General features: G+C 58.7%; 18 protein-coding genes. 13 read left to right on the forward strand and 5 right to left on the reverse strand.

The features are described 5' to 3' along the window. The 6 genes from DBR18_RS28745 to DBR18_RS04925 all read left to right on the forward strand — a co-directional run. The coding region (locus DBR18_RS28745; protein WP_256588543.1) for an efflux RND transporter permease subunit at window positions 1–1,002 on the forward strand (1,002 nt) is incomplete at its 5' end. Beyond that, entirely contained in the window at window positions 999–2,420 is a 1,422-nt protein-coding gene (locus DBR18_RS04905; protein ID WP_108589463.1) for an efflux transporter outer membrane subunit, read from the forward strand. The genes DBR18_RS28745 and DBR18_RS04905, both read left to right, overlap by 4 nt. A gap of 264 nt (window positions 2,421–2,684) precedes the next feature. Continuing rightward, on the forward strand, window positions 2,685–3,740 hold the full coding sequence (locus DBR18_RS04910) for a tetratricopeptide repeat protein (protein ID WP_108589464.1): 1,056 nt from the start codon (window positions 2,685–2,687) through the stop codon (window positions 3,738–3,740). 109 nt (window positions 3,741–3,849) lie between these two features. Then, window positions 3,850–5,352: an ATPase domain-containing protein gene (locus tag DBR18_RS04915; protein ID WP_108589465.1), complete on the forward strand. Its 1,503-nt coding sequence runs from the start codon at window positions 3,850–3,852 to the stop codon at window positions 5,350–5,352. Next, window positions 5,349–7,019 (forward strand): ATP-binding protein, encoded by a 1,671-nt coding sequence (locus tag DBR18_RS04920; protein WP_108589466.1) that lies wholly within the window; start codon window positions 5,349–5,351, stop codon window positions 7,017–7,019. The genes DBR18_RS04915 and DBR18_RS04920 overlap by 4 nt, the downstream gene beginning before the upstream one ends. Before the next feature lie 472 nt (window positions 7,020–7,491). Beyond that, the gene (locus DBR18_RS04925; RefSeq protein ID WP_371921069.1) at window positions 7,492–8,424 is read left to right on the forward strand and encodes a halovibrin HvnA; all 933 of its coding nucleotides are present in this window, start codon (window positions 7,492–7,494) and stop codon (window positions 8,422–8,424) included. A 109-nt stretch (window positions 8,425–8,533) separates the two neighbouring features. Here DBR18_RS04925 and DBR18_RS04930 read toward each other — a convergent pair whose 3' ends face one another. From DBR18_RS04930 to DBR18_RS04950, 5 genes are read right to left on the reverse strand one after another with little or no spacing between them, the layout of a single operon-like run. Continuing rightward, entirely contained in the window at window positions 8,534–8,911 is a 378-nt protein-coding gene (locus DBR18_RS04930; protein WP_007963558.1) for a response regulator, read from the reverse strand. A gap of 44 nt (window positions 8,912–8,955) precedes the next feature. After that, complete coding sequence (locus tag DBR18_RS04935; RefSeq protein ID WP_108589467.1) at window positions 8,956–10,170, reverse strand: hybrid sensor histidine kinase/response regulator; 1,215 nt, start codon at window positions 10,168–10,170, stop codon at window positions 8,956–8,958. Continuing rightward, on the reverse strand, window positions 10,164–10,757 hold the full coding sequence (locus DBR18_RS04940) for a chemotaxis protein CheB (RefSeq protein WP_108589468.1): 594 nt from the start codon (window positions 10,755–10,757) through the stop codon (window positions 10,164–10,166). The genes DBR18_RS04935 and DBR18_RS04940 overlap by 7 nt, the downstream gene beginning before the upstream one ends. Further along, window positions 10,754–11,587: a protein-glutamate O-methyltransferase CheR gene (locus DBR18_RS04945; RefSeq protein ID WP_108589469.1), complete on the reverse strand. Its 834-nt coding sequence runs from the start codon at window positions 11,585–11,587 to the stop codon at window positions 10,754–10,756. Before DBR18_RS04945 ends, DBR18_RS04940 begins: the two co-directional genes overlap by 4 nt. Further along, the gene (locus DBR18_RS04950) at window positions 11,587–15,087 is read right to left on the reverse strand and encodes a response regulator (RefSeq protein ID WP_108589470.1); all 3,501 of its coding nucleotides are present in this window, start codon (window positions 15,085–15,087) and stop codon (window positions 11,587–11,589) included. The genes DBR18_RS04945 and DBR18_RS04950 overlap by 1 nt, the downstream gene beginning before the upstream one ends. A gap of 264 nt (window positions 15,088–15,351) precedes the next feature. Here DBR18_RS04950 and DBR18_RS04955 point away from each other — a divergent pair, with 264 nt between their 5' ends. The 7 genes from DBR18_RS04955 to DBR18_RS04985 form a co-directional block, all read left to right on the forward strand. Further along, window positions 15,352–15,714, forward strand: coding sequence for a response regulator (locus DBR18_RS04955; protein WP_108589471.1), 363 nt, complete (start codon window positions 15,352–15,354; stop codon window positions 15,712–15,714). Window positions 15,715–15,795: 81 nt separating this feature from the next. Further along, window positions 15,796–17,103 (forward strand): glycosyltransferase, encoded by a 1,308-nt coding sequence (locus tag DBR18_RS04960; RefSeq protein WP_108589472.1) that lies wholly within the window; start codon window positions 15,796–15,798, stop codon window positions 17,101–17,103. Window positions 17,104–17,244: 141 nt separating this feature from the next. Next, window positions 17,245–18,108: a phospholipase gene (locus DBR18_RS04965; RefSeq protein WP_108589473.1), complete on the forward strand. Its 864-nt coding sequence runs from the start codon at window positions 17,245–17,247 to the stop codon at window positions 18,106–18,108. 140 nt (window positions 18,109–18,248) lie between these two features. Further along, window positions 18,249–19,133, forward strand: coding sequence for a phospholipase (locus DBR18_RS04970; protein WP_108589474.1), 885 nt, complete (start codon window positions 18,249–18,251; stop codon window positions 19,131–19,133). A 78-nt stretch (window positions 19,134–19,211) separates the two neighbouring features. Further along, window positions 19,212–20,117 carry an AraC family transcriptional regulator gene (locus DBR18_RS04975; protein ID WP_108589475.1) on the forward strand — a complete coding sequence of 302 codons (906 nt, stop codon included), beginning with the start codon at window positions 19,212–19,214 and terminating at the stop codon, window positions 20,115–20,117. A gap of 227 nt (window positions 20,118–20,344) precedes the next feature. Then, complete coding sequence (locus DBR18_RS04980; protein WP_108589476.1) at window positions 20,345–21,655, forward strand: sugar ABC transporter substrate-binding protein; 1,311 nt, start codon at window positions 20,345–20,347, stop codon at window positions 21,653–21,655. A 173-nt stretch (window positions 21,656–21,828) separates the two neighbouring features. Continuing rightward, a partial coding sequence (locus DBR18_RS04985; protein WP_108589559.1) for a carbohydrate ABC transporter permease occupies window positions 21,829–22,630 on the forward strand: 802 nt, incomplete at its 3' end.

Genomic DNA, 22,630 nt, shown 5'->3' on the forward strand with positions numbered 1-22,630 from the left:
AACGTGCCACAGGTCGATGCCGCCATCGACCGCGAAAAAGCCAAGACCCACGGCGTGGCCGTCAGCGACATCTTCGACACCCTGCAGATCTACCTGGGTTCGCTGTATGCCAACGACTTCAACCGCTTCGGGCGCACCTATCAGGTCAACGTACAGGCTGAACAGCAGTTCCGTCTCGAATCCGACCAGATCGGCCAGCTGAAAGTGCGCAACAACAAGGGCGAAATGATCCCGCTGGCGACCTTCATCAAGGTCAGCGACACCTCGGGCCCGGATCGCGTGATGCACTACAACGGCTTCATCACCGCAGAAATCAACGGTGCGGCAGCCCCCGGCTACAGCTCCGGTCAGGCCGAAAAAGCCATCGAGAAACTGCTCAAAGACGAGCTGCCAAACGGCATGACCTACGAGTGGACCGACCTGACCTATCAGCAGATTCTGTCCGGCAACACCGCGCTGTTCGTGTTCCCGCTCTGCGTACTGCTGGCGTTCCTGGTGCTCGCCGCTCAATACGAAAGCTGGAGCCTGCCACTGGCGGTGATCCTGATCGTACCGATGACCCTGCTGTCGGCCATCACCGGGGTGATCATCTCCGGCGGCGACAACAACATCTTCACCCAGATCGGTCTGATCGTATTGGTGGGACTTGCCTGTAAGAACGCGATTCTGATCGTCGAATTCGCCAAGGATAAACAGCTGGAAGGCCTCGATCCGCTGGCTGCGGTACTGGAAGCCTGCCGTCTGCGTCTGCGGCCGATCCTGATGACCTCCTTCGCGTTCATCATGGGTGTGGTGCCACTGGTGTTCTCCAGCGGTGCCGGTGCCGAGATGCGTCACGCCATGGGTGTGGCGGTATTCTCCGGGATGCTCGGGGTGACCTTCTTCGGCCTGTTGCTGACGCCAGTGTTCTACGTATTGATCCGTAATTTCGTCGAGCGTGGTGAAGCCCGCAAGGCGGCCAAGGCGCACAATCTTCAAAAGCCACTGGAGGCGCACCAATGAGTCTGAAAGTCTTCCTGCCGAGTCTGCTGGTGCTGGCCCTGAGCGCCTGCGCCGTCGGCCCTGACTACAAGACCCCAGCCACGGAGGCGGCCAACATCACGGCCGCCACCGACGGCGCTGCCGGGCAAAAGAACTTTGATCGTTCGAAATTCGAAGGCATCTGGTGGCAGCAGTTCGATGATCCGACCCTCAACCAGTTGGTGACGCAGTCGCTGCAAGGCAACCGTCAATTGCGCGTGGCGTTCGCTCGCTGGAAAGCCGCCCGGGCGATCCGCGACGACGTCAGCAACGATGCGATGCCGACCATCACCAGCCGCGCGAGCAGTGATCTGGCCAAGGGACAAATTCCCGGCCAGACCACCAAACGGGTCAACAGCGAACGCTACGATCTGGGTCTGGACATGGCCTGGGAACTGGACCTGTTCGGCCGGATCCAGCGCAATCTGGAAGCCAGCGACGCCGATCAGCAAGCGGCCGAAGCCGATCTGTACCAGTTGCAAGTCACCATGATTGCCGAACTGGTGGACGCCTACGGTCAACTGCGCGGTGCGCAACTGCGCGAGAAGATCGCCGTGGCCAACCTGGACAACCAGCAAGAGTCGCGCAAGATCACCATCAGCCTGCGTGACGCCGGCGTCGGTGATCAGCTCGACGTCGAACGGGCCGATGCGCGTCTGGCCTCGGTCGAAGCCAGCGTGCCGCAATTGCAGGCCGAACAGGTTCGGCAGAAAAACCGCATCGCCACCCTGCTCGGCGAGCGTCCGGACAAACTGACCGTGGACCTGAGCCCGAAAGACTTGCCGGCAATTGCCAAAGCCTTGCCGATCGGTGATCCGGGTGAGCTGTTGCAGCGCCGTCCGGATATCCTCAGCGCTGAACGCAAACTGGCCTCGGCCACCGCGCGGATCGGCGTGGCGAAAGCTGATCTGTTCCCACGGGTCAGCCTCAGCGGGTTCCTCGGCTGGACGGCCGGGCGTGGTTCGCAGATCGGTTCCTCGGCGGCCAACGCCTGGGCACTCGGCCCGAGCATTACCTGGGCGGCGTTCGATCTGGGCAGCGTGCGTGCCCGCCTGCGTGGCGCGGATGCCGATGCCGAAGGCGCCCTGGCGACCTACGAGCAACAAGTGTTGTTGGCCCTGGAAGAATCGGAAAACGCTTTCAGCGATTACGGCAAGCGTCAGCAACGCCTGATCTCGCTGATTCGCCAGAGTGAATCGAGCCGCAAGGCTGCCGATCTGGCGGAAATCCGCTACCGCGAAGGCACCACCGACTTCCTCGTCCTGCTCGACGCCCAGCGTGAGCGACTGAACGCCGAAGACAGCCAGGCCCAGGCCGAGGTTGATCTGTATCGCGGCATCGTCGCGATCTACAAGGCCCTGGGTGGTGGCTGGCAGCCGGAAACCGTTGCCAGCAAGTAAGCGTCTCTACAGAGCTCCTTTGGTTGGCCGCAACCAACCAATTTTTTGCCCCGCGTATCATTCGGTCGCGGGGCTTTTTTGTGCCCGCCCCTGTAGGAGCTGCGGAACGCTGCGATCTTTTGACTTTGCTTTTAAAAACAAGATCAAAAGATCGCAGCGTTCCGCAGCTCCTACAGATCAATTCGCAAGCATGGGTTTGACTCATGGCTTTCTCTGGCCGAAGCTTGCCGCTCTGCTATAGAACGTCAGTTCACGGAATTGTGCATGTCCCAGTCTCGCCGCTATCTATTCATCAGCCTCGGCCTCGTGTTTGTCATCCTTGTGGCCTGGCTGTCCCTGCGCAGCGCCACTCCCGTAGTGCCCGAAGCGATCAAGCATGGTTACAGCGAAGCATTGGCCGCCGCCCGTGCCGGCCAACCCGGCGCGGCGCGGCAGTTGTATCAGCAACTGGGCCGGCCTGATCTCTCCGCCAGACGCCGTGTCTGGCTGCATGCCGAGCTGCCCCATTACCCGAGCCCCCTGGCACTGAAGCTCGCGGATGCCGATTTGCAAAACCAAGCGGTCGATGTGCGTCTGGCCGCAATCAAGAGCGTGGTCGGTCTGGTGCCCGGCGGGCAACGCAGCCTGCTCCTCGGGCCGTTGCTCGATGACGAAGATCAAAGCGTGCGATTTGCGACGATCAATGCCCTGCTCGGCCTGAGCCCGGATGAGCTGGGCCTGTATTTTGCCCCGTTGCAGCAAGCCATCGATGGCTGGGAGCAAGTGCTCAAAGACCAACCTGAAAGCGCTGCCACTTACGCGCAACTGGCACGTTTGCATCTGCACAATGCCGAGCTGAAACAGGCGCAGCAGGCACTGGAAAACAGCTTGCGCCTGGAACCCGGCAACCTTGCGGCGCTGGTGATGCAGATCGACGTGCTCGACCGCCAGGGCCAGAGTGACGCCGCCCGCCAGCTACTGGCCCAGCAGCTCAAGTCGCAACCCGATTCCGCTTATCTGCAGCACGCTTTGGGCCTGTGGTTGTTGCACCACGGCCAACGCGAGTTCGCCCTGCTCGGCCTGTCGAAAGCCGTCGAGCTGGAACCGGATAACAGCGAATATCGATATGACCTGGCGACCACCCTGCACAGCGCCGAGGAACTGGAAGCGGCGCAAAACCAGCTGCAGGAAATCGTCCAGCGTCACCCGGCCGACCGCAAGGCGCGGGTATTGTTGATCAGCTATTGGAAGGAAAGCGGTCAGTTGCAGAATGTGCAGATCCTGCTGGCTCAGCTGGAACAGCAAAACCCGGATGATCCGGCATTGCAGCAAGGTCTTTGAATTGCGGGCGAAAAAACTACGGAACCGCCATCACGCCCAAGGGTCAAGTATTTCAGGCGACCGCTTTCGCTAAAGCGCCTCGACTCCCCTAGTCATGAGAGGGCATTTTTTGTCTACATCTAACGCGTTGATCAGTGCAAAAGCCGCTACCGGCATCGAGGGTCTGGATGACATCCTGGCCGGTGGCTTGTCTCGTGGACATGTGTTTTTGCTCGAAGGTGAACCCGGAACCGGCAAAACCACGGTCGCTTTGCATTTTCTCCTGGCTGGCGCACGCGCCGGCGAACGTTGCCTGTACATCACGCTGTCGGAAACCGAGCGTGAATTGCGCCAGGGCGCACTCTCCCACGGTTGGGAGCTCAACGAGAACATCGAAATCTTCGAGCTGACCCCACCGGAAAGCCTGCTCAATGCCGAGCATCAGCAAAGTCTGCTGTACTCCTCCGACCTTGAGCTGGGTGAAGCCACCAAGCAGATTTTTGAAGTGGTCGAACGCTTCAAGCCCACGCGGGTAGTGCTCGACAGCCTGTCGGAGATTCGCTTGCTGGCGCAAAGTTCGTTGCGCTATCGCCGACAGATTCTGGCGATCAAGCACTACTTCGTGCGCTACGACGCCACGGTGTTGCTGCTCGACGACCTGACCACCGAATCCCTCGACAAAACCGTGCACAGCGTCGCCCACGGCGTAATCCGCCTCGAAGAACTGACGCCCAACTACGGCGCCGAGCGCCGTCGCGTGCGCATCATCAAGTATCGTGGGCAAAAGTACCGTGGCGGCTTCCATGACTTCACCATCATGGGCGACGGTGTTCACGTGTTCCCGCGTCTGGTGGCAGCGGAGCATCGCGGCGATTACCCGCGGCTGCAGTTGACCAGCGGCATCAAGGAAATGGATGCGCTGCTTGGTGGCGGTATCGAAACCGGCTCCAGCACATTGATCCTTGGCCCCGCCGGTACCGGCAAATCGCTGATATCGATGATCTTCGCCGCTGCGGCCGTCGAACGGGGCGAAAAAGCGGCGCTGTTCATCTTCGATGAAGAGCTGGGCCTGCTGTTCGAGCGCATGAACAACATCGGCATCGACCTCAAGGCGCTTCAGGCCACCGGCAATCTGATGATCGAACAGGTCGACGCCGCCGAACTGTCGCCTGGGGAGTTCTCGCACCGGGTACGCCGCTGCGTCGATGACAGCAATATCAAAACCGTGGTAATCGACAGCATCAACGGCTATCAGGCAGCGATGCCTGAAGAAAACGCGCTGGTGCTGCACATGCATGAATTGCTGCTGTACCTGAACCGTAAAGGCGCGGCGACCTTCATGACCGTTGCCCAGCATGGTCTGGTCGGTGACATGCAGGCCCCCGTTGACATTACCTACCTGGCGGATACCGTGATTCTGTTGCGCTACTTCGAAGCCATCGGCAAAGTCCGCCGAGCCATTTCCATCATCAAGAAACGCACCGGTAGCCACGAGTCGACCATTCGCGAATACCGCATTTCCTCCCATGGGATGACCATCGGCGAACCGCTGGAAGCCTTCCAGGGCGTACTGCGCGGCGTACCGACCTACCTGGGTGCGAGCAACCCGCTGCTGCAGGAAGAAATCCGGTGACGGTGCCTGCTCCGCTGGCCGAACGGGCGCTGATTCTGGCGCCGTTGGGCCGCGACAGCCAGATTGCGCTGACGATCCTCAATGAAGCGGGTTATGGCGGCCTGATCACTCCGGATCTGGGCACACTGTGCGCGCAACTTGAACCCGGCGCCGGGCTGCTGCTGATCGCCGCCGAAGCGTTGCGCGGCCCGGAACTGGAAGCGCTGTTCCACTATCTGGAACAGCAACCGGCCTGGTCGGATCTGCCGATCGTGCTGCTGACGCACCACGGCGGACAGGAGCAAGGCCCCTCTTCGCGCCTGAGCGAACTGCTGGGCAACGTGACGTTTCTGGAGCGTCCCTTCCATCCCGCCACCCTGATCAGTCTCGTCTCTGCAGCCCTGCGTGGGCGACGACGACAATATGACGCCCGCGACCGCCTGATCGATCTGAGCGAAAGCGAACGACGCCTGCAATCGACCCTCGAAACCCTTGAACAGCAGGTCGAGGAACGTACGGCGCAACTTCGTCACAACGAGGAAGCCTTGCGTCAGTCGCAGAAAATGGAAGCGGTCGGCCAGCTCACTGGAGGTATCGCCCACGACTTCAACAATATGCTCACCGGGATCATCGGCAGCCTGGAATTGCTGCGCCGCCGGCTGGCTCGCGGACGCACCGAGGACCTCGACAGCCTGATCGATCTGGGCGTGACGTCCGCCAACCGCGCGGCAGGCCTGACCCACCGCTTGCTGGCGTTTTCCCGTCGGCAATCGCTGGATTCCAAAGCCGTGCAGATGAATACCCTGGTGCTGTCGATGGGCGAGCTGCTGCAACGCAGTCTCAACGAAAGCATTCAGCTGGACATGCGCCTGAACGATCAATTGTGGGTCGCCGAAGCCGACCCCAATCAACTGGAAAGCGCCCTGCTCAATCTGGTACTCAACGCCCGGGATGCGATGCCCGAGGGCGGCAAACTGGTGGTCGAAACCAGCAATCAGGTACTCCACCAGGAGTTCACCCAGGCCTACACCAACCTCGAACCCGGCGATTACGTGATGCTCAGCGTCACCGATAACGGCAGTGGCATGCCCCAGAGCGTGATCAGCCGCGCATTCGATCCGTTCTTCACCACCAAACCGATCGGCCAGGGCACAGGTCTGGGCCTGTCGATGATTTACGGCTTCAGCAAACAGTCCCGTGGCCACGTCACTATCGACAGCGAAATCGATCAGGGCACCACGGTCAAACTGTACTTGCCGCGCTTTCGCGGTGAAGAGCTGGAGCATCCGGTTTCGGATGTTCAGCAGGCCCCGGAAGCGCTGGACGGTGAAACCGTGCTGATCGTCGAAGACGACCCGGCCGTGCGCGTACTGGTCAGCGCAGTGTTGAGCGAATTGGGATATGCGTTTGTCGAAGCCAGCGATGCCGACGGTGCGGTGCCGATCCTCAACTCGGCGCAGCGCATCGACCTGCTGATCAGTGACGTCGGCCTGCCGGGCATGAACGGTCGGCAGCTGGCGGAAATCGGCCGGCAGTACCGGCCTGGGCTGAAGGTGTTGTTCATCACCGGTTATGCCGAACACGCGGCCGTGCGCGGCGGGTTTCTCGACCCTGGCATGCAGATGATCACCAAGCCGTTCACCTTCGATCTGCTGACCGCCAAGGTCCGCGAGATGATCAATAACTGACCCCCAATACACCTGTAGGAGCTGCCGCAGGCTGCGATCTTTTGATCTTGTTTTTAAGATCAAAAGATCGCAGCCTGCGGCAGCTCCTACAGGGGGAATATCAGCCGCTATGGATCAGGCCAGCAATTCCTGAATCCTTTCCTGCAGCACGTCCAGGTCGAACGTTTTTTTCAGCATCGGCGCCTTTTGCGTGATCGGCTGCGGGTCTCACGGGTTTCGGCCTGCAACACGCGACTGCCCTGCCCCCGACAGATAATCCAGATATTCGAAGCTGACGTCTGAACACAGCAGACCACTTGAAGCTAACTTGCGCCCAACTGCTCAGCATATATCGCTTTTCAATGGCTGAAACCTGTCAACTCTGACAGCTATACAGCTGCAGTCATCCCTTGCTTGAATCGCCTCGAAAGGCGCTCCGTTCCTGTCGCTGGGAAGCCGTGCCTACGTGACGTATGGCGAAGCGGAGAAAGGGATGATGAACAGAAATCTTGCACTGATACTGATGTTGGTGCTGTCGTTGGCGGGGTGTTTGCCTCCCGAACAGGCGCAGGTGAAAACCGCCAGTGACGTCGGCGTCGCCAGTACGACATCCAGCACAGCATCCAGTACGGCACAAACTGGCCCGCAGGTCGCGGCGGACCTGACGGCGCGCTACAACGATGTGCGGGTCAACTGCGGCTCAGCTTCGATGCCGGCGTTTCTCTGTCGCGGGATCATGCTGCGCTCAACCGTTCCCTCTACGGCTTACAAGGCCTGGAACCCCAGCCCTCATTCTCAAACCAGTGGCGGTGTGTCCTTTTCATTCCTGAGCAAAGACGCCAAGTTCACGGGCCTCGTTTTCGGTCAGAAGAACGGCTTCATCTTTTACCCGGTATTGGATCGGCCTGCCGGTACGCGCCAGATCCAAATCCTCTGCGCCTTTCCTATTGATGGGGGAACTTTCCTGAGAGACAAACCCGGTTGTGGCGCGCACCCCTATGAACCCATCGGTAGTCGTCGGTGCCAAACCATAGGAACAACCACGGCGGAGCAGTGGATCACACGCTGGAACCAGTACAAACTGGCTTATTACATGTGTTCTTTCGATGTCAGAGATCAAATGAACAATCTGGCAGCCGACTCTTTCTATCAGAGTATTCGAGCGCATCAGTTAGCAAATTTCTTCGCTGGCCCTCACGACTACATTGAGCTGGTTCTGGAGACCTGGCCGCAAAACATTCCGACAGAGCTGCCCATTCAGGCGTTCTTTTATCTGGAGGGGGGATTGGCCGGGGCGCAGTTTGACCAGAAGGATTTTTTCAATTCGACGGGCGGCAAGGTAGTGCCGATCATCAAGATCGTTTTGCCATCCACGCCAGAGGCGGATGCCACGTTCAGTTTCAATCAAGCGGATCAGCTCCATTAGATCTGTCCCCAAAACAATTGTAGGAGCTGCCGCAGGCTGCGATCTTTTGATCTTGTTTTTAAGATCAAAAGATCGCAGCCTGCGGCAACTCCTACAGGGCAGTCGTGGATCAGGCCAGCAATTCCTGAATCTTTTCCTGCAGCACGTCCAGGTCGAACGGTTTTTCCAAGATCGGCGCCTTTTGCGTGATCGGGCTGCCGGTCTCGCGGATTTCCTGCGGGTAGCCGCTGATGAAGATCACTTTCAGGTCCGGGCGCAGTTTTACTGCGGGCTCCGCGATCTGTACGCCGGAAATCCCGCCCGGCAGGCGGAAGTCAGTGATCAGCATGTCCAGATGCGGCTTGCTCGCGAGAATCTCGAACGCCTGCTCGCCGTTTTCGGCCTGCAACACGCGATACCCCTGCCCCGACAGATAGTCTGTCAGCACCATCAAGATAACCGGTTCGTCCTCGACGACGAGTACTACATCTTGTGCATCTACGCTCATGGGAAGCCTTTGTTCGGTCAATAGCTGCTGATACGACCGTGCGGTCACTCAGAGGTTGCGTCGGATATGCCGTTTTCCTGGATTGGCAGACAAACGCGAAACAGAGCGCCTTCGTTGATTTGACTCTCGACGACGATGGAACCGCCATGGGCGGCGACGATCTGCTCGGAAATGAACAGACCCAGTCCGAGACCAGCCACTACCGTCTTGGCGGAAACCCGTTCGAACTGCTGGAAAATACGTTTCTGGTTCTCTTCGCTGATACCGATACCATGGTCCTGAACTTCAATCCGCGCCTCGTCGCCCTCACGGTAGACACGCACCTGGATCGGGCTGCGGCCACCGTAGCGCAAGGCGTTGGTCAGCAGGTTGGAAACCACCTGCTCGATACGGAACTCGTCCCAATGCCCTTCCACCGGCTCGCAAGCGGTGAACGACACTTCGGTTTCCGCCGCTTCAATCTGCTGGGCGAAGTTTTGCAGCAGGTTGCTCACCAGTTGCACCAGATCGAAGCGGTTGGGCCGGATCGACAGCTTGCCGGTGCGAATCCGCGACACATCGAGCATGTCTTCGATCAGACGGATCAGGCTTTTGATCTGACGCTCGTCGCGGTCGACCATCGCGTGCATCTTGTCGAGGGTGAACGCGGCGGCGTTGTCCCGCGCCAGGTGCATCTTGCGCAATTGGGTTTCGAGGATCAGGCCATTGAGCGGCGTGCGCACCTCATGGGCGACGATTGACATGAAGTCATCGCGCATGCGCACCGCCTGCTCCAGTTCCGACTGCGTGCTTTGCAATTGCTGCAGCAGCGCTTCCTGTTCGCGGCGCGCCTGTTCCAGGGCCTCGACCTGTTGCTTCATGGCCTTGCTCTGGCGGTACAGGTCGACGAACACGTTGACCTTGCTCTTGACCGCGTGGATATCCAGCGGCTTGTGCAGAAAGTCCACCGCCCCGCTCTCATAGCCCTTGAACGCATAGTTCAGTTCACGGCCGGCGGCGCTGACGAAAATGATCGGAATGTTCTTGGTTTTTTCGGTGCCGCGCATCAACTCGGCGAGTTCGAAGCCGTTCATCCCCGGCATCTGTACATCGAGGATGGCCATGGCGAACTCGTGTTGCAGCAGCAGCGAAAGCGCTTCGTCCGCCGACAGCGCCTTGTAGACGGTGCGGTCCTCGCGTTTGATCAGCGCCTCGAGAGCCAGCAGGTTCTCCGGCAGATCGTCGACGATCAGCAATTTGGCCTGGATATTACTCAGCATGCGATTCGTTCCAGCTCGACAAGCAGACGGCCGATGCCGTGAATGGGTAGGACATGGTCGGGCTGCTGAATCTTCAGCGCAGCCTGAGGCATGGTGGCGACCTGCGCGTCCTGCGGGTCTTGAACAATGGTCAGTCCGCCGCGCCGCTTGACTTGCGCCAGGCCGCGAGCGCCATCGTGATTGGCACCGGTCAGCAACACGGCGGCCAATGTATCGCCGTAAGCATCAGCGGCGGATTCGAACAGGTAGTCGATGGACGGACGAGAATGATGCACGCGGTCTTCAAGACTCAGCGAAAGACTGCGGTCCTGCTCCACCGACAGGTGATATCCGGGTGTCGCGAAATAAACCGTGCCGGGGACGATGTCCCGCTTGTCGGTCGCCTCTTCCACCGGCAGCATCAGGCGCCGGGCGAACACTTCGGCCAATTGGCTGCGGCGCTCTTCCGGCAGGTGCAACACGACAATGATCGGCAACACGTAGCCCCGGCGCAGCGGCGCGAGCAAAGTCAGCAGGGCTTCAACCCCACCGGCCGAAGCGCCCACCACGATGGCCTCGACACGAGGCAAATCCACGGCATCGTTCATAATTTGCGGTAGATCCGTTCTTGTTTGACCAACGGCTCGAACTGGTTCGAGTAACCGGAAAAATCCAGCGTCTCTTTGCTGCCCAAGACCAGAAAGCCTCGGTGACAAAGCGATTCGTGAAACAGACCGAAGGCACGGTCCTGAAGTTTCTTGTTGAAGTAAATCAGTACGTTGCGGCAGGAAATCAACTGTGTTTCGGAGAACACGCTGTCAGTCGCCAGGCTGTGATCGGCGAAGGTCACGTTCTCACACAGGCTCTTGTCGAAAATCGCGTAGCCGTAGGCTGCCGTGTAGTAATCGGCGAACGAACGCTGGCCGCCGGCCTGCTGGTAATTGGCGGTGTAGGCCCGTACGTTCTCCATCGAGAAAATCCCCTGCTTGGCCTTGTCCAGCGAGCGTGGGTTGATGTCGGTGGCGTAGATGATGGTGCGGTCGAGCAGGCCTTCTTCGCGCAGCAGAATCGCCATCGAATACACCTCCTCCCCTGTGCTGCACCCGGCGATCCAGATCTTCAGCGACGGATAGGTGCGCAGCAGCGGTACCACTTCCTTGCGGATCGCCAGAAAGTGCGACGGATCGCGGAACATCTCGCTGACCGGAATCGTCAGCAGTTGCAGCAACTGCATGAACGCGGTGGGATCGTGCAGGACTTTCTCCTGCAACGCGGAAATAGTCGCGCATTCGAACTGACCCAGCGCGTGCTGCACACGGCGCTTGATCGAAGCGCCGGAGTAGTCGCGAAAATCGTAGCTGTACTTGAGGTAGATCGCCTCGATCAGCAAGCGCAATTCGATTTCGCTGTTGCGTTCCAGGGAGTGACTGCTTTCCACTAAATGCGTTCCATCTTCGGTAACCACACGCGAATCAACGAGAACAGGCGATCCAGATCGATCGGCTTGGCCAGGTAATCATTGGCGCCCGCCTGCAGGCAGCGCTCCTGATCGTCCTTCATGGCCTTGGCCGTCACGGCAATGATCGGCAGCTTGCGCCAGCGCGGATCCTTGCGGATTTCGATGGTGGCTTCAAAACCATCCATCTCCGGCATCATCACGTCCATCAGCACCAAGTCGATGTCCTCGACTTCATTCAATTTGTCTATTGCCTCGCGGCCATTTCGGCCGATCACCACGACTGCGCCCTTGTGTTCCAGCGCACTGGTCAGGGCGAAGATGTTGCGCACATCGTCGTCCACCAGCAGCACCTTGCGGCCCTCGAAAACCTTGTCGCGGCTGCGCGCGGTCTTGAGCATCTTCTGCCGCTCATGGGACAACTGCGATTCGACTTTGTGCAGAAAGAGTGTGACCTCATCCAGCAAACGTTCCGGCGAGCGTGCACCTTTGATGATGATCGAGCGCGAATACTTGCGCAGTTCGGCTTCTTCATCGCGGGTCAGGTTGCGCCCGGTGTAGACAATCACCGGCGGGAACGAACAGATGTCCTCGGTAGACATGCGCTTGAGCAGATCGTTGCCGAGCATGTCCGGCAGCTTCAGATCGATCACCATGCAGTCGTAGATCGTGGTGCGCAGTTTCTCCAGGGCATCCTGGGCCAGGCCGACGGCGGTGATCTCGATGTCCTCGTCGCCGATCAGGCGGGCAATGCTTTCGCGTTGCAGATCGTCATCTTCGACCAGCAGCACGCGCTTGACCTTCTGGGTCAGCTTGGCTTCGAGACGGGCGAACACGTCCTTGAGCTCTTCGCGGGTGGTCGGCTTGACCGCATAGCCGATGGCGCCCATGTGCATCGCCGCTTCGACGCGGTCTTCGACCGAGATCACGTGCACCGGGATGTGCCGGGTTTCGGCGTGTTCTTTCAGGCGTTGCAACACGGTCAGACCGGAGTGGTCCGGCAGGCGCATGTCGAGCAGGATCGCGTCCGGCACGAACTCGCGAGCCAGGTCATAACCTTCGTCCGCCCCGTGCGCCACCAGACACTGGTAACCCAGTTCGTGAGCGAGGTCGTAGAGGATGTGGGCGAAGTTCGGTTCGTCTTCCACCACCAGAATGCAGCGCGTGGCGAACGGCGCCTTGCCACGGTCGTCGGCAAAACGCGGGATGTGCACCGGCGCCAATGGCGACACCGCGATCGATGGCGGCTGCACGACCGCTGCCGGGGCCGATGCCGGTGGTGTGAAGGTCATTGGGGTGACCGGGCTGTCACCCGATTCGCTGTATTGCTGCGGCAATACCAGGGTGAACACGCTGCCCTGCCCCGGCGCACTGCTGACACTGATCGAGCCACCGAGCAGGGACGCCAGATCCCGGGAAATCGACAGACCCAGCCCGGTGCCGCCGTACTTGCGGTTGGTGGTGCCGTCGGCCTGACGGAACGCTTCGAAAATGCTTTCCTGCTGATCCGCGGCAATGCCGATCCCCGAATCGCGGACGATGAAGGCAATGCGATCCTGCGGCTGGCCGGCAATGGTCAGGCTGACCGCGCCGTGTTCGGTGAACTTCACCGCGTTGGAGAGCAGGTTCTTGATCACCTGTTCCAGGCGCTGGCGGTCGGTGTACAGCATGGCCGGGGCGTCCGGCTGCAGATCGACGCTGAAGGTCAGTCGCTTGTCTGCCGCCAAAGGCTCGAAAACGCTGCGCAAGCCGTCCGCCAGGCGCGCGACACTGGTGTTTTCCGGCAGCACTTCGAGCTTGCCGGCCTCGACCTTGGAAATGTCGAGAATGTCGTTGATCAGATTCAGCAGATCGTTGCCGGCCGAGTAGATCGACTCGGCAAACTTGACCTGTTCGGCCGTCAGATTGTCCTGCGGGTTTTCCGCCAGCAGCTTGGCGAGGATCAGCGAACTGTTCAGCGGTGTGCGCAGTTCGTGGGACATGTTGGCGAGGAATTCGGACTTGTACTTGCTCGAACGCTGCAATTCTTCGGCGCGTTCTTCGAGTTGTACCTGCGCTTGATTGAGTTCGGTGTTCTTCAGGTCCATGGCGTCGCGCTGCTCGGCCAAAGTCTGCGCCTGCTCGGCCAATTGCTCGTTGGTCTGCTCCAGCTCGACTTGCTGGGTTTCCAGATGCGCCTGGGATTCCTTGAGAATTCGCGACTGTTCTTCCAGCTCTTCGTTGGCGGTTTTCAGCTCTTCCTGCTGCACCTGCAACTCTTCGTTGAGTTGCTGGGTTTCGGCCAGCACTTCCTGCAGGCGCTGACGATAACGCGCCGCTTCGATCGAGGTGCCGATATTGCCGGCAATCAGTTCCAGCAATTCGATATCGCGCTCGGTCAGCGGACGCAGGAAGCCCAGCTCGATCACACCGTTGACCCGCTCGTCGTCACTGGTCGGCACCACCAGCACACTGTGCGGCAGGCCGGCGCCCAGGCCGGAACTGACCTTGAAGTAATCGGCGGGCACCGAATCCAGACGAATCAGATGACCCTGCTGGGCGACCTGGCCAACGATGCCTTCGCCGCTGTAGATCTGCTGATCTTTTTCTTCCTGTTCGCGGGAGAACCCGTAGGACGCCACGCGCTTGAGGCCACCGTGTTCTTCGCGCACGTACAGCGCCGCCACCGCAGTGCCCAGGTATTGCGCGCAGAACTGCAGAATGTTGCGTCCCAGCAGGTTGAGCGTCAGTTGGCCCAGCACCTGCTCGGCGAGTTCGGTCTGGCCGCTGCGCAGCCAGGCCTGACGCTCCAGACGCTCGGCACTGGCCTGTTGCGCGGCAAGGTTGGCGCTGTAGCTGGCGGAAAGGTTGACCAGATCGCGGCGGCCGATGTACGCCAGCAAGGCGCTGATCCCGGCGATGAACAACAGATAAAGGGTGATGCTCCAGATGGTGGTGCGGCGCACGTCTTCGTTGCGCGTGGTGCGCAACTGCTGCTCCATGTCGACCACGTCTTCGAATTGCTTGCGAATCTCGTCGGTCAGGCGCTTGCCCCGGCCGGCCTTGACCGCCGCTCGGTAGTCACCGCTGGAGCGCTGCAGGTCGATCATCGACTGCGCATAGTCGGCCCATTCGGACTGCAAAGCCTGCAAGCGCCGCAGACGATCGGTCTGCACCGGGTTGTCGGCGGTCAGTTCGAGCAAGGTATTGAGTGCAACGTTGATTCGCGGCTTGGCCGTCTCGTAGGGGTCGAGAAAATGTTCGTCGCCGCTGAGCAGGAAACCGCGCATGCCGGTTTCCAGATCCACGGTGAGTTTCACCGCTTCGTTGGCGTTATTGATCACCCGGTCGGTGTGCTCCACCCACTGGATCACCGACAGCAGATAAGTAATCAGCGCGATGAAAAACACTGCACTGAGCGCACCAACGCCCAGGGGCAGAGTGATGTTGCGCGTCAGTAGCTTACGGAACCGTGTTTCATCAACCGTAGACGAAGTGGGCATGGGGCGGCCTTGTGTCGAACTGTCGAAACCGGGGAGTTTGCCCCAAAACGGTACGATGGATCCATTTTTCTCACTGCCTTGGCGGCAATTTCCTACATTTGCTGCGCTTCCCGCTCAGCCAACGGTTATCCTTGCCGCCCCGATTTGCAGCTAATCTTTTTGTGCCGACTCGGGAACTTGTGGCCATGCGCCACTTACTCATGCAAGAGCCCGGCATTTTCGACCGGCCGACGTCCCCGAATTCAATTCTTGAGAGCCTTCACTATGTCCACCCCTGCGCCCACCATCCTTGTAGTAGAAGACGACGACATCGTGCGCATGCTCATCGTCGATGTGCTGGAGGAGCTGGAATTCAAGGTGCTGGAGGCGGACGATGGTGAACCGGCGCTGACGATTCTCCGGGATGACAGCAAGCCTATCGATTTGATGATGACCGATGTCGGCCTGCGGGACATGGACGGCCAGGCACTGGCCGCCGAGGCCCGGAAATTGCGCCCCACCCTGCCCATTCTGTTCGCCAGCGGCTATGCCGAGAACATCGATGCGCCCGCCGACATGCACGTGATCGGCAAACCGTTCTCGATCGATCAGTTGCGTGACAAGGTCAAGGGTATTCTCGACAAGTAACAGCCTTGACCCGGCAGCGGCTATGGATGTGGTCTAATTGCGCCCCGTTTTTAGTCGCCTGCCTGCAAGGAACACCCGTCAATGACTGCATCACCTGCCACCAAAGTCCTGGTTATCGGCTACGTCTGGCCTGAACCGCGCTCATCGGCGGCCAGCGGACACGTGATGCAGATCCTCGAAGCATTTTTGCAGCAAGGCTGGGACATCACCTTCAGCAGCCCGGCAGGCCCCGGTGAACACAAGGCGGATCTGGCGCAACTGGGCATCCGCGAAGTGCCCATCGAGCTCAACAACAGCAGCTTTGACACCTTCGTCAGCGAGCTGGCCCCGGATATCGTGCTGTTCGACCAGTTCATGATGGAAGAGCAATTCGGCTGGCGCGTCGAAAAGCATTGCCCCAATGCCTTGCGCGTGCTGGAAACCTCCGATCTGCAAAGCCTGCGCCACGCCCGCCATCAGCGGCTCAAGGATCAGCTCAAGCACAACAGCGATCAGAACGATTTCAGCGATTTGTTCGCGCCCGCGTTGCGCGATGAATTCCAGTTGATGGCCGCAACCGATCTGGCGAAACGGGAAATCGCTGCGCTTTATCGCTGCGACCTGAATTTGATGATTTCGCAAGTGGAAATCGAACTCCTCGTCAGTCAATTCGGCTTGCAGCGAGAGCTGTTGCACTGGTGTCCACTGATGATCGATTTGCCGAGTGCCGCGCCTCGATCTTTCGACGAACGCGCGCACTTTCTGAGCATTGGCAATTTCCGCCATGCGCCCAACTGGGACGCGGTGCTCTGGATGAAATCGACGATCTGGCCGCTGATCCGTGCGCAGTTGCCCACCGCCCAATTGCATATCTATGGCGCCTATACCCCGCCGAAGGCGACGGCACTGCACAACGCGGCCCAAGGGTTTCATGTGATGAACTGGGCCGAAGATGCATTGCAGGTGATGTCCGCTGCACGGGTGTGTCTTGCGCCGCTGCGTTTCGGTGCCGGGATCAAGGGCAAGTTGCTCGATGCCATGCTGTGCGGCACCCCCAGCGTCACCACGCCGATTGGCGCCGAAGCCATGCACGACACGCAACCATGGCCGGGGGCTGTCGCCTGTAGCGCCCAAGCGCTGGCTGATCACGCTGTGCGCCTCTACCAGGATGAATCACACTGGAATCAAGCCCAATCCAGTGCACTGACACTTTTAAATGATCGTTATCGTAAAACCGAGCATGCTGCGGCGCTGATAGAACGACTGCAATACTGCCGCCTGCATCTTGCAGAACTAAGGAGAAACAACTTTACCGGCAGCATGTTGCGTCATCACGCCCACAAAAGTACCCAGTACATGGCGCAATGGATCGAGGAAAAGAATCGGAATCAAACCGACGCCACTCACTAGCCAGAAACAACAGGAATAACCAATCAACACACTGCATCAATATCAGGATTGCTCAACCTCACCACTAACCATATAAACATCCGACAAGTTCGCCAAATCTGAATTGGCGAGCTCTGTCCATCTAACAACCTAGAGATGTTTATGAGCAATCAAAGCTACGTACTCAATAACTGGATGAGTGCAACACCGCAACTTGATGTATTGACGCTTCAGGAAATAACCCTGCCGGGCACTCACAATGCCGGTAGCGACTGGCAAGCGAGTTATCCGCTGTTTGGCCCACCGCGCCACTGGCTGGCCTGCCAGCACAACTCCTTCCTCGCACAATTGCGCAACGGCGCCCGTGCTCTGGATATTCGCCTGACCTACGACGCGAATAAAGAGGGCGCCGGCAAATTCATCATGCATCACGACGGCCACCGCAACTCCAGAACGCTGGGAAATCTGGTCACCGACATCAGGGACTTTCTTCGGGAGAATCCTGACGAATTCATTATTCTGGATTTTCATGAACTAAGCGGAAAAGACTTCAACTTCACTCTCTTTAGTGAACTGGTTCGACACTTCCTCGGACAGTGTGCCATCCCGGCGTACAACCGCTACTTGAGCATTGGCGAGCTAAAACAACATAGCAGTCAACAGCGCGTGCGGATTTGCGCAACGTTGCATCCAGATCTGGACCAGGACATCTTTAATGATCAAGTCCAACACGAATGGTCCGGCAGCGGACTGACCACCAGCAGTGAGCTGAAAGCATTTATTGCCAGGGTATTGAAAAGCCCGCCCGGCATCTGGAAGCCGTGGTCGCTCTCTGCGACTGGTTACACTGCATTGGGCGGCCCGGAAGATCTTCATGAGTATATTGATGTCTGGTTCGACCCCAAGCAAAGCGAGTGGGCAACCAAATGCAATATCGTCAATGTCGATTTCATTGAAGAGTCGAAAATCGTCGACTTTTGCCGAACTACCAACCTGATAAAGGCCAACCGCAAACAGCCGAAGTAATCCACCCCGCTCGTTTATTTTTGTGCAGATATTTCCACATCTGGCAATTTGCTTTGCACGCTCCTACGCTCGGCCATGCAACTGTTTTTTCACAGTCGATGGCCTCAGGGATGAGGCCAATCCAAATACAAGGAACGTTCATGAGCGAACAACGGAATATATTCGACACAAGAAACTGGATGAGCAACGTCCCCGGCATCGGACGGCTGAAACTTGCAGAGATCGTCTGGCCCGGCGCTCACAATGCCGGCATGGACAGAAAAGCGCCCGATCATGGCGTGCTGGTCGGGCACTGGGTCAGTTGCCAGAGCGATACGTTCTTCTGGCAATTGAACCGGGGCGTACGCGCCCTGGATATCCGGCTGATCGATGACAAGGCATCATCGCCGCCGCTGTGCTTCCATCATGACGGACAACGCTCCGGCCGCACGCTGGACGATCTGATCGAAGCTGTTTGTGCCTTTCTGGATGACCATCGCGATGAATTCATTCTGCTGGACTTTCATCAGTTGGGGTACGGCTCGGCGACTTTCGACTATTTGAAATTCAGGGATCTGCTACTGACCCGACTGGGCGACCGTGCCATTCCCCGGTCTGACCACCACAAGACCCTCGATCAGCTGAAAGCCACCAGTGGCAAACAGCGGGTGATTCTGGCCGTACCCGCACGCCGCGAACTGGACGACGACTGCTTCTGGGAAAGCGTCCGGCACAGATGGAGCAAGAAGAGCATCATCGATACCGACCAACTCGAACAGTTCATCGTCGATACGTTGCCCCGTCATAACGACGGCACGAGGCTCTGGTCGCTATCAGCCACAGCTTACTCACTCCTTGGCGGGCCGCGGCGTATCCATACGTTCATCAACGATCGTTTCGCGAACAGCGGTGACTGGATCGGGCGGTGCTGCATCATCAGTGTCGATTTCTTCGAAGCCTGCGATATCGTGCGCTATTGCTCTGTCGCCAGTCGCATGAAGGCGATAGACAAAGCGGCGGCATATGCCCCAAGGGTGGTTCACTGAACAACGTTTTGCGCTGCTGGTAAATCTTGCGGAAAAAGGGGCATGATCGGCATGCAACAACAATAAAAGCGTCCTGACATGAACCGAGCTTCACGAATTACCGACCCTTCCTACGAGTTGATGGACGACCACAACGGGTTGTCCATCATCTACCGTCAGCATGGCTTTCCGTGCCCGCTGGTGCGCTGGCATTTTCACAAGGAATTCGAACTGCATCTGATCGTCGCCAGTTCCGGCAAGGTGTTCATTGGCGACTACATCGGTAATTTCTACCCGCAAACGCTGTTTCTTACCGGTCCCAATCTGCCGCACAACTGGATCAGCCAGGTGGCCGAAGACGAAGTGGTGGAAAAACGCGACATGCTGGTGAATTTCACCGACGAGTTATTCGAAAGCGGGCATCAGGTATTTACCGAACTCAAGACCCTGGCACCGCTGCTGGAGCGCGCGCAGTACGGCATCGAATTCCGTGACCCGGAAATGATCCGCCAGGCCATGGTGCTGATGCAGCAAATCGCCGACACCCGTGGCATTACCCGCCTCGGGCACTTTTTCATACTGATGGAACTGCTGGCGGCGTCCGACGAGTATCTGTTGCTGTCGGGGGCCAACAACACGCAACTGGCCGACGAGCACAACATCGATCGCACCAACCGCGCGGTCGATTACATCTTCGCTCACTACGCCCGCGAATTGACCCTGGAAGAAGTCGCCGAACATCTGGGGATGAAGCCAACCTATTTCAGCCGCGTGTTCAAACAGGCCACCGGACGCAACTTCATCGAATTCGTCAATCGTCTGCGCATCAGCAAATCCTGTGAGCTGCTGGCCGACGGTGACAAACCGGTGACCGAGGTGTGTTTCGAGTCGGGGTTCAACAACATTTCCAACTTCAATCGGCGCTTTCAGCAGCTCAAGGGCATGACGCCGTCGCACTATCGGCGCCTTGCGGTGCAACGCCTGACTGAACAGAACAACGCTTAAAAGATCGCAGCCTGCGGCAGCTCCTACACAGATCCCTGTAGGAGCTGCCGCAGGCTGCGATCTTTTGATTTATAGCCAGTGCAAAAAAGTATCAGTTCAAGTGCGACGGATGATTTGTCAGCCCGTCGATTGAGGGCTGTAATCAGTGCACATTCTTCCTGCACAGGAAGACACAAAAACAATAACTGTCCTTCTGCCACCCGCCGGGTGCAGAAAAGGAGTGCACGATGCAACCCACTGCAAAAGCTCTGCTTGCCCTCACCTGCATGACCCTCAGCAGCGTCAGCCTTGGCGCCCAGACCCTGACCATCGCCACCGTCAACAACAGCGACATGATTCGCATGCAAAAACTCTCGAAAACCTTCGAGAGCGAGCATCCGGATATCAAGCTCAATTGGGTGGTACTGGAAGAAAACGTTCTGCGTCAGCGCCTGACCACCGACATCGCCACCCAGGGCGGTCAGTTCGATGTGTTGACCATTGGCATGTACGAAGCGGCACTCTGGGGTGCCAAGGGCTGGCTGGAACCGATGAAGGATCTGCCGGCCAGTTACGCCCTCGACGACGTGTTCCCGTCGGTGCGTGAAGGCCTGTCGGTCAAGGGTTCGCTGTACGCCCTGCCGTTCTACGCTGAAAGCTCGATCACCTACTACCGCACCGACCTGTTCAAAGACGCCGGCCTGACCATGCCCGAGCGCCCGACCTGGGAGCAGATCGCAGGCTTCGCCGAAAAACTCACCAACAAGGATAAAGAGCAGTACGGCATCTGCCTGCGCGGCAAGGCCGGCTGGGGCGAGAACATGGCGTTGATCACCACCGTCGCCAACGCCTATGGCGCGCGCTGGTTCGATGAGAAATGGCAGCCGGAATTCAACGGTCCCGAATGGAAAAACGCGCTGAATTTCTACGTCGACACCATGAAGAAATCCGGCCCGCCGGGCGCCTCCAGCAACGGTTTCAATGAAAACCTCGCGCTGTTCAACAGTGGCAAGTGCGCGATGTGGGTGGATGCGTCCGTCGCCGGATCGTTCGTCACCGACAAGTCTCAGAGCAAGGTCGCCGATCACGTCGGCTTTACCTTCGCCCCGCATCAGGTCACCGACAAAGGTTCGGCGTGGCTGTACTCGTGGGCACTGGCGATTCCCACCAGTTCCAAAGCCAAGGACGCCGCCAAGGCGTTCAGCGCCTGGGCCACGTCAAAGGAATACGGTGAGCTGGTGGCCAAAACCGACGGCATCGCCAACGTACCGCCGGGCACCCGCGCCTCGACCTACAGCGACGCCTACATGAGCGCGGCACCGTTTGCGAAGGTCACGCTGGAATCGCTGAAGGCTGCAGACCCAAGCAAACCGACGCTTAAACCGGTGCCTTATATCGGTATTCAACTGGTGACCATTCCTGAATTCCAGGGCGTGGGCACTCAGGTCGGCAAGCTGTTTTCGGCGGCGCTGATCGGCCAGACCACGGTGGATCAAGCCCTGGCCGCCGCACAGCAAACCACCGAACGCGAGATGAAGCGCGCCGGTTATCCCAAGTAACCACTACTTGACCTGTGGGAGCTGGCTTGCCAGCGATGGCGATCGAGCAGCCAACATCAATGTCGGATGTGCCGGCCTCATCGCTGGCAAGCCAGCTCCCACAGGGTTCGCGTCGATGTCAGGAATGTTGTCTTTCCTGAACATGTATCTGCACCCAAACGGTTGTGATCACCATGAATACTTCAACTGCCAAAGCCCACCTCGACCTGTCGCAACCCCAGCGCAAGGTCCGCGTACGCAATCCCGGCTGGTTTCTGGTCAGCCCTTCGGTGGCCCTGTTGCTGCTGTGGATGATTGTGCCGCTGGGCATGACCATTTACTTCTCGATGATTCGCTACAACCTGCTCGATCCGGGGGTGAACGAGTTCGTCGGGCTGGAGAACTTCAGCTATTTCCTGACGGATTCCGGGTTCCTGCCCGGTGCCACCAACACCCTGTTGCTGGTAGGCAGTGTGCTGTTGATCAGCGTGGTGTTCGGCGTGCTGATCAGTGCATTGCTTGAGGCCAGCGAGTTTCTCGGTCGTGGCATCGTGCGGGTGATGCTGATTTCGCCGTTCTTCATCATGCCCACCGTCGGCGCGCTGATCTGGAAGAACCTGATTTTCCATCCGGTCTCGGGGATTCTTGCCTACGTCTGGCGACTGTTCGGCGCCGACCCGGTGGACTGGCTGGCCCACTACCCGCTGCTGTCGATCATCATCATTGTTTCGTGGCAATGGCTGCCCTTCGCAATCCTGATCCTGATGACCGCCATGCAGTCCCTCGATCAGGAACAGAAGGAAGCCGCACGCCTGGATGGCGCCGGACCCATCGCGATCTTCTGGCACCTGACCCTGCCGCACCTGGCACGCCCGATTGCCGTGGTGGTGATGATCGAAACGATCTTCCTGCTGTCGGTGTTCGCCGAGATTTTTACCACCACCAACGGCGGCCCCGGCTACGCCTCGACCAACCTCGCCTACCTGATCTACAACC

Source organism: Pseudomonas sp. HMWF021, assembly GCF_003061005.1.
Taxonomy (GTDB): Bacteria; Pseudomonadota; Gammaproteobacteria; order Pseudomonadales; family Pseudomonadaceae; genus Aquipseudomonas.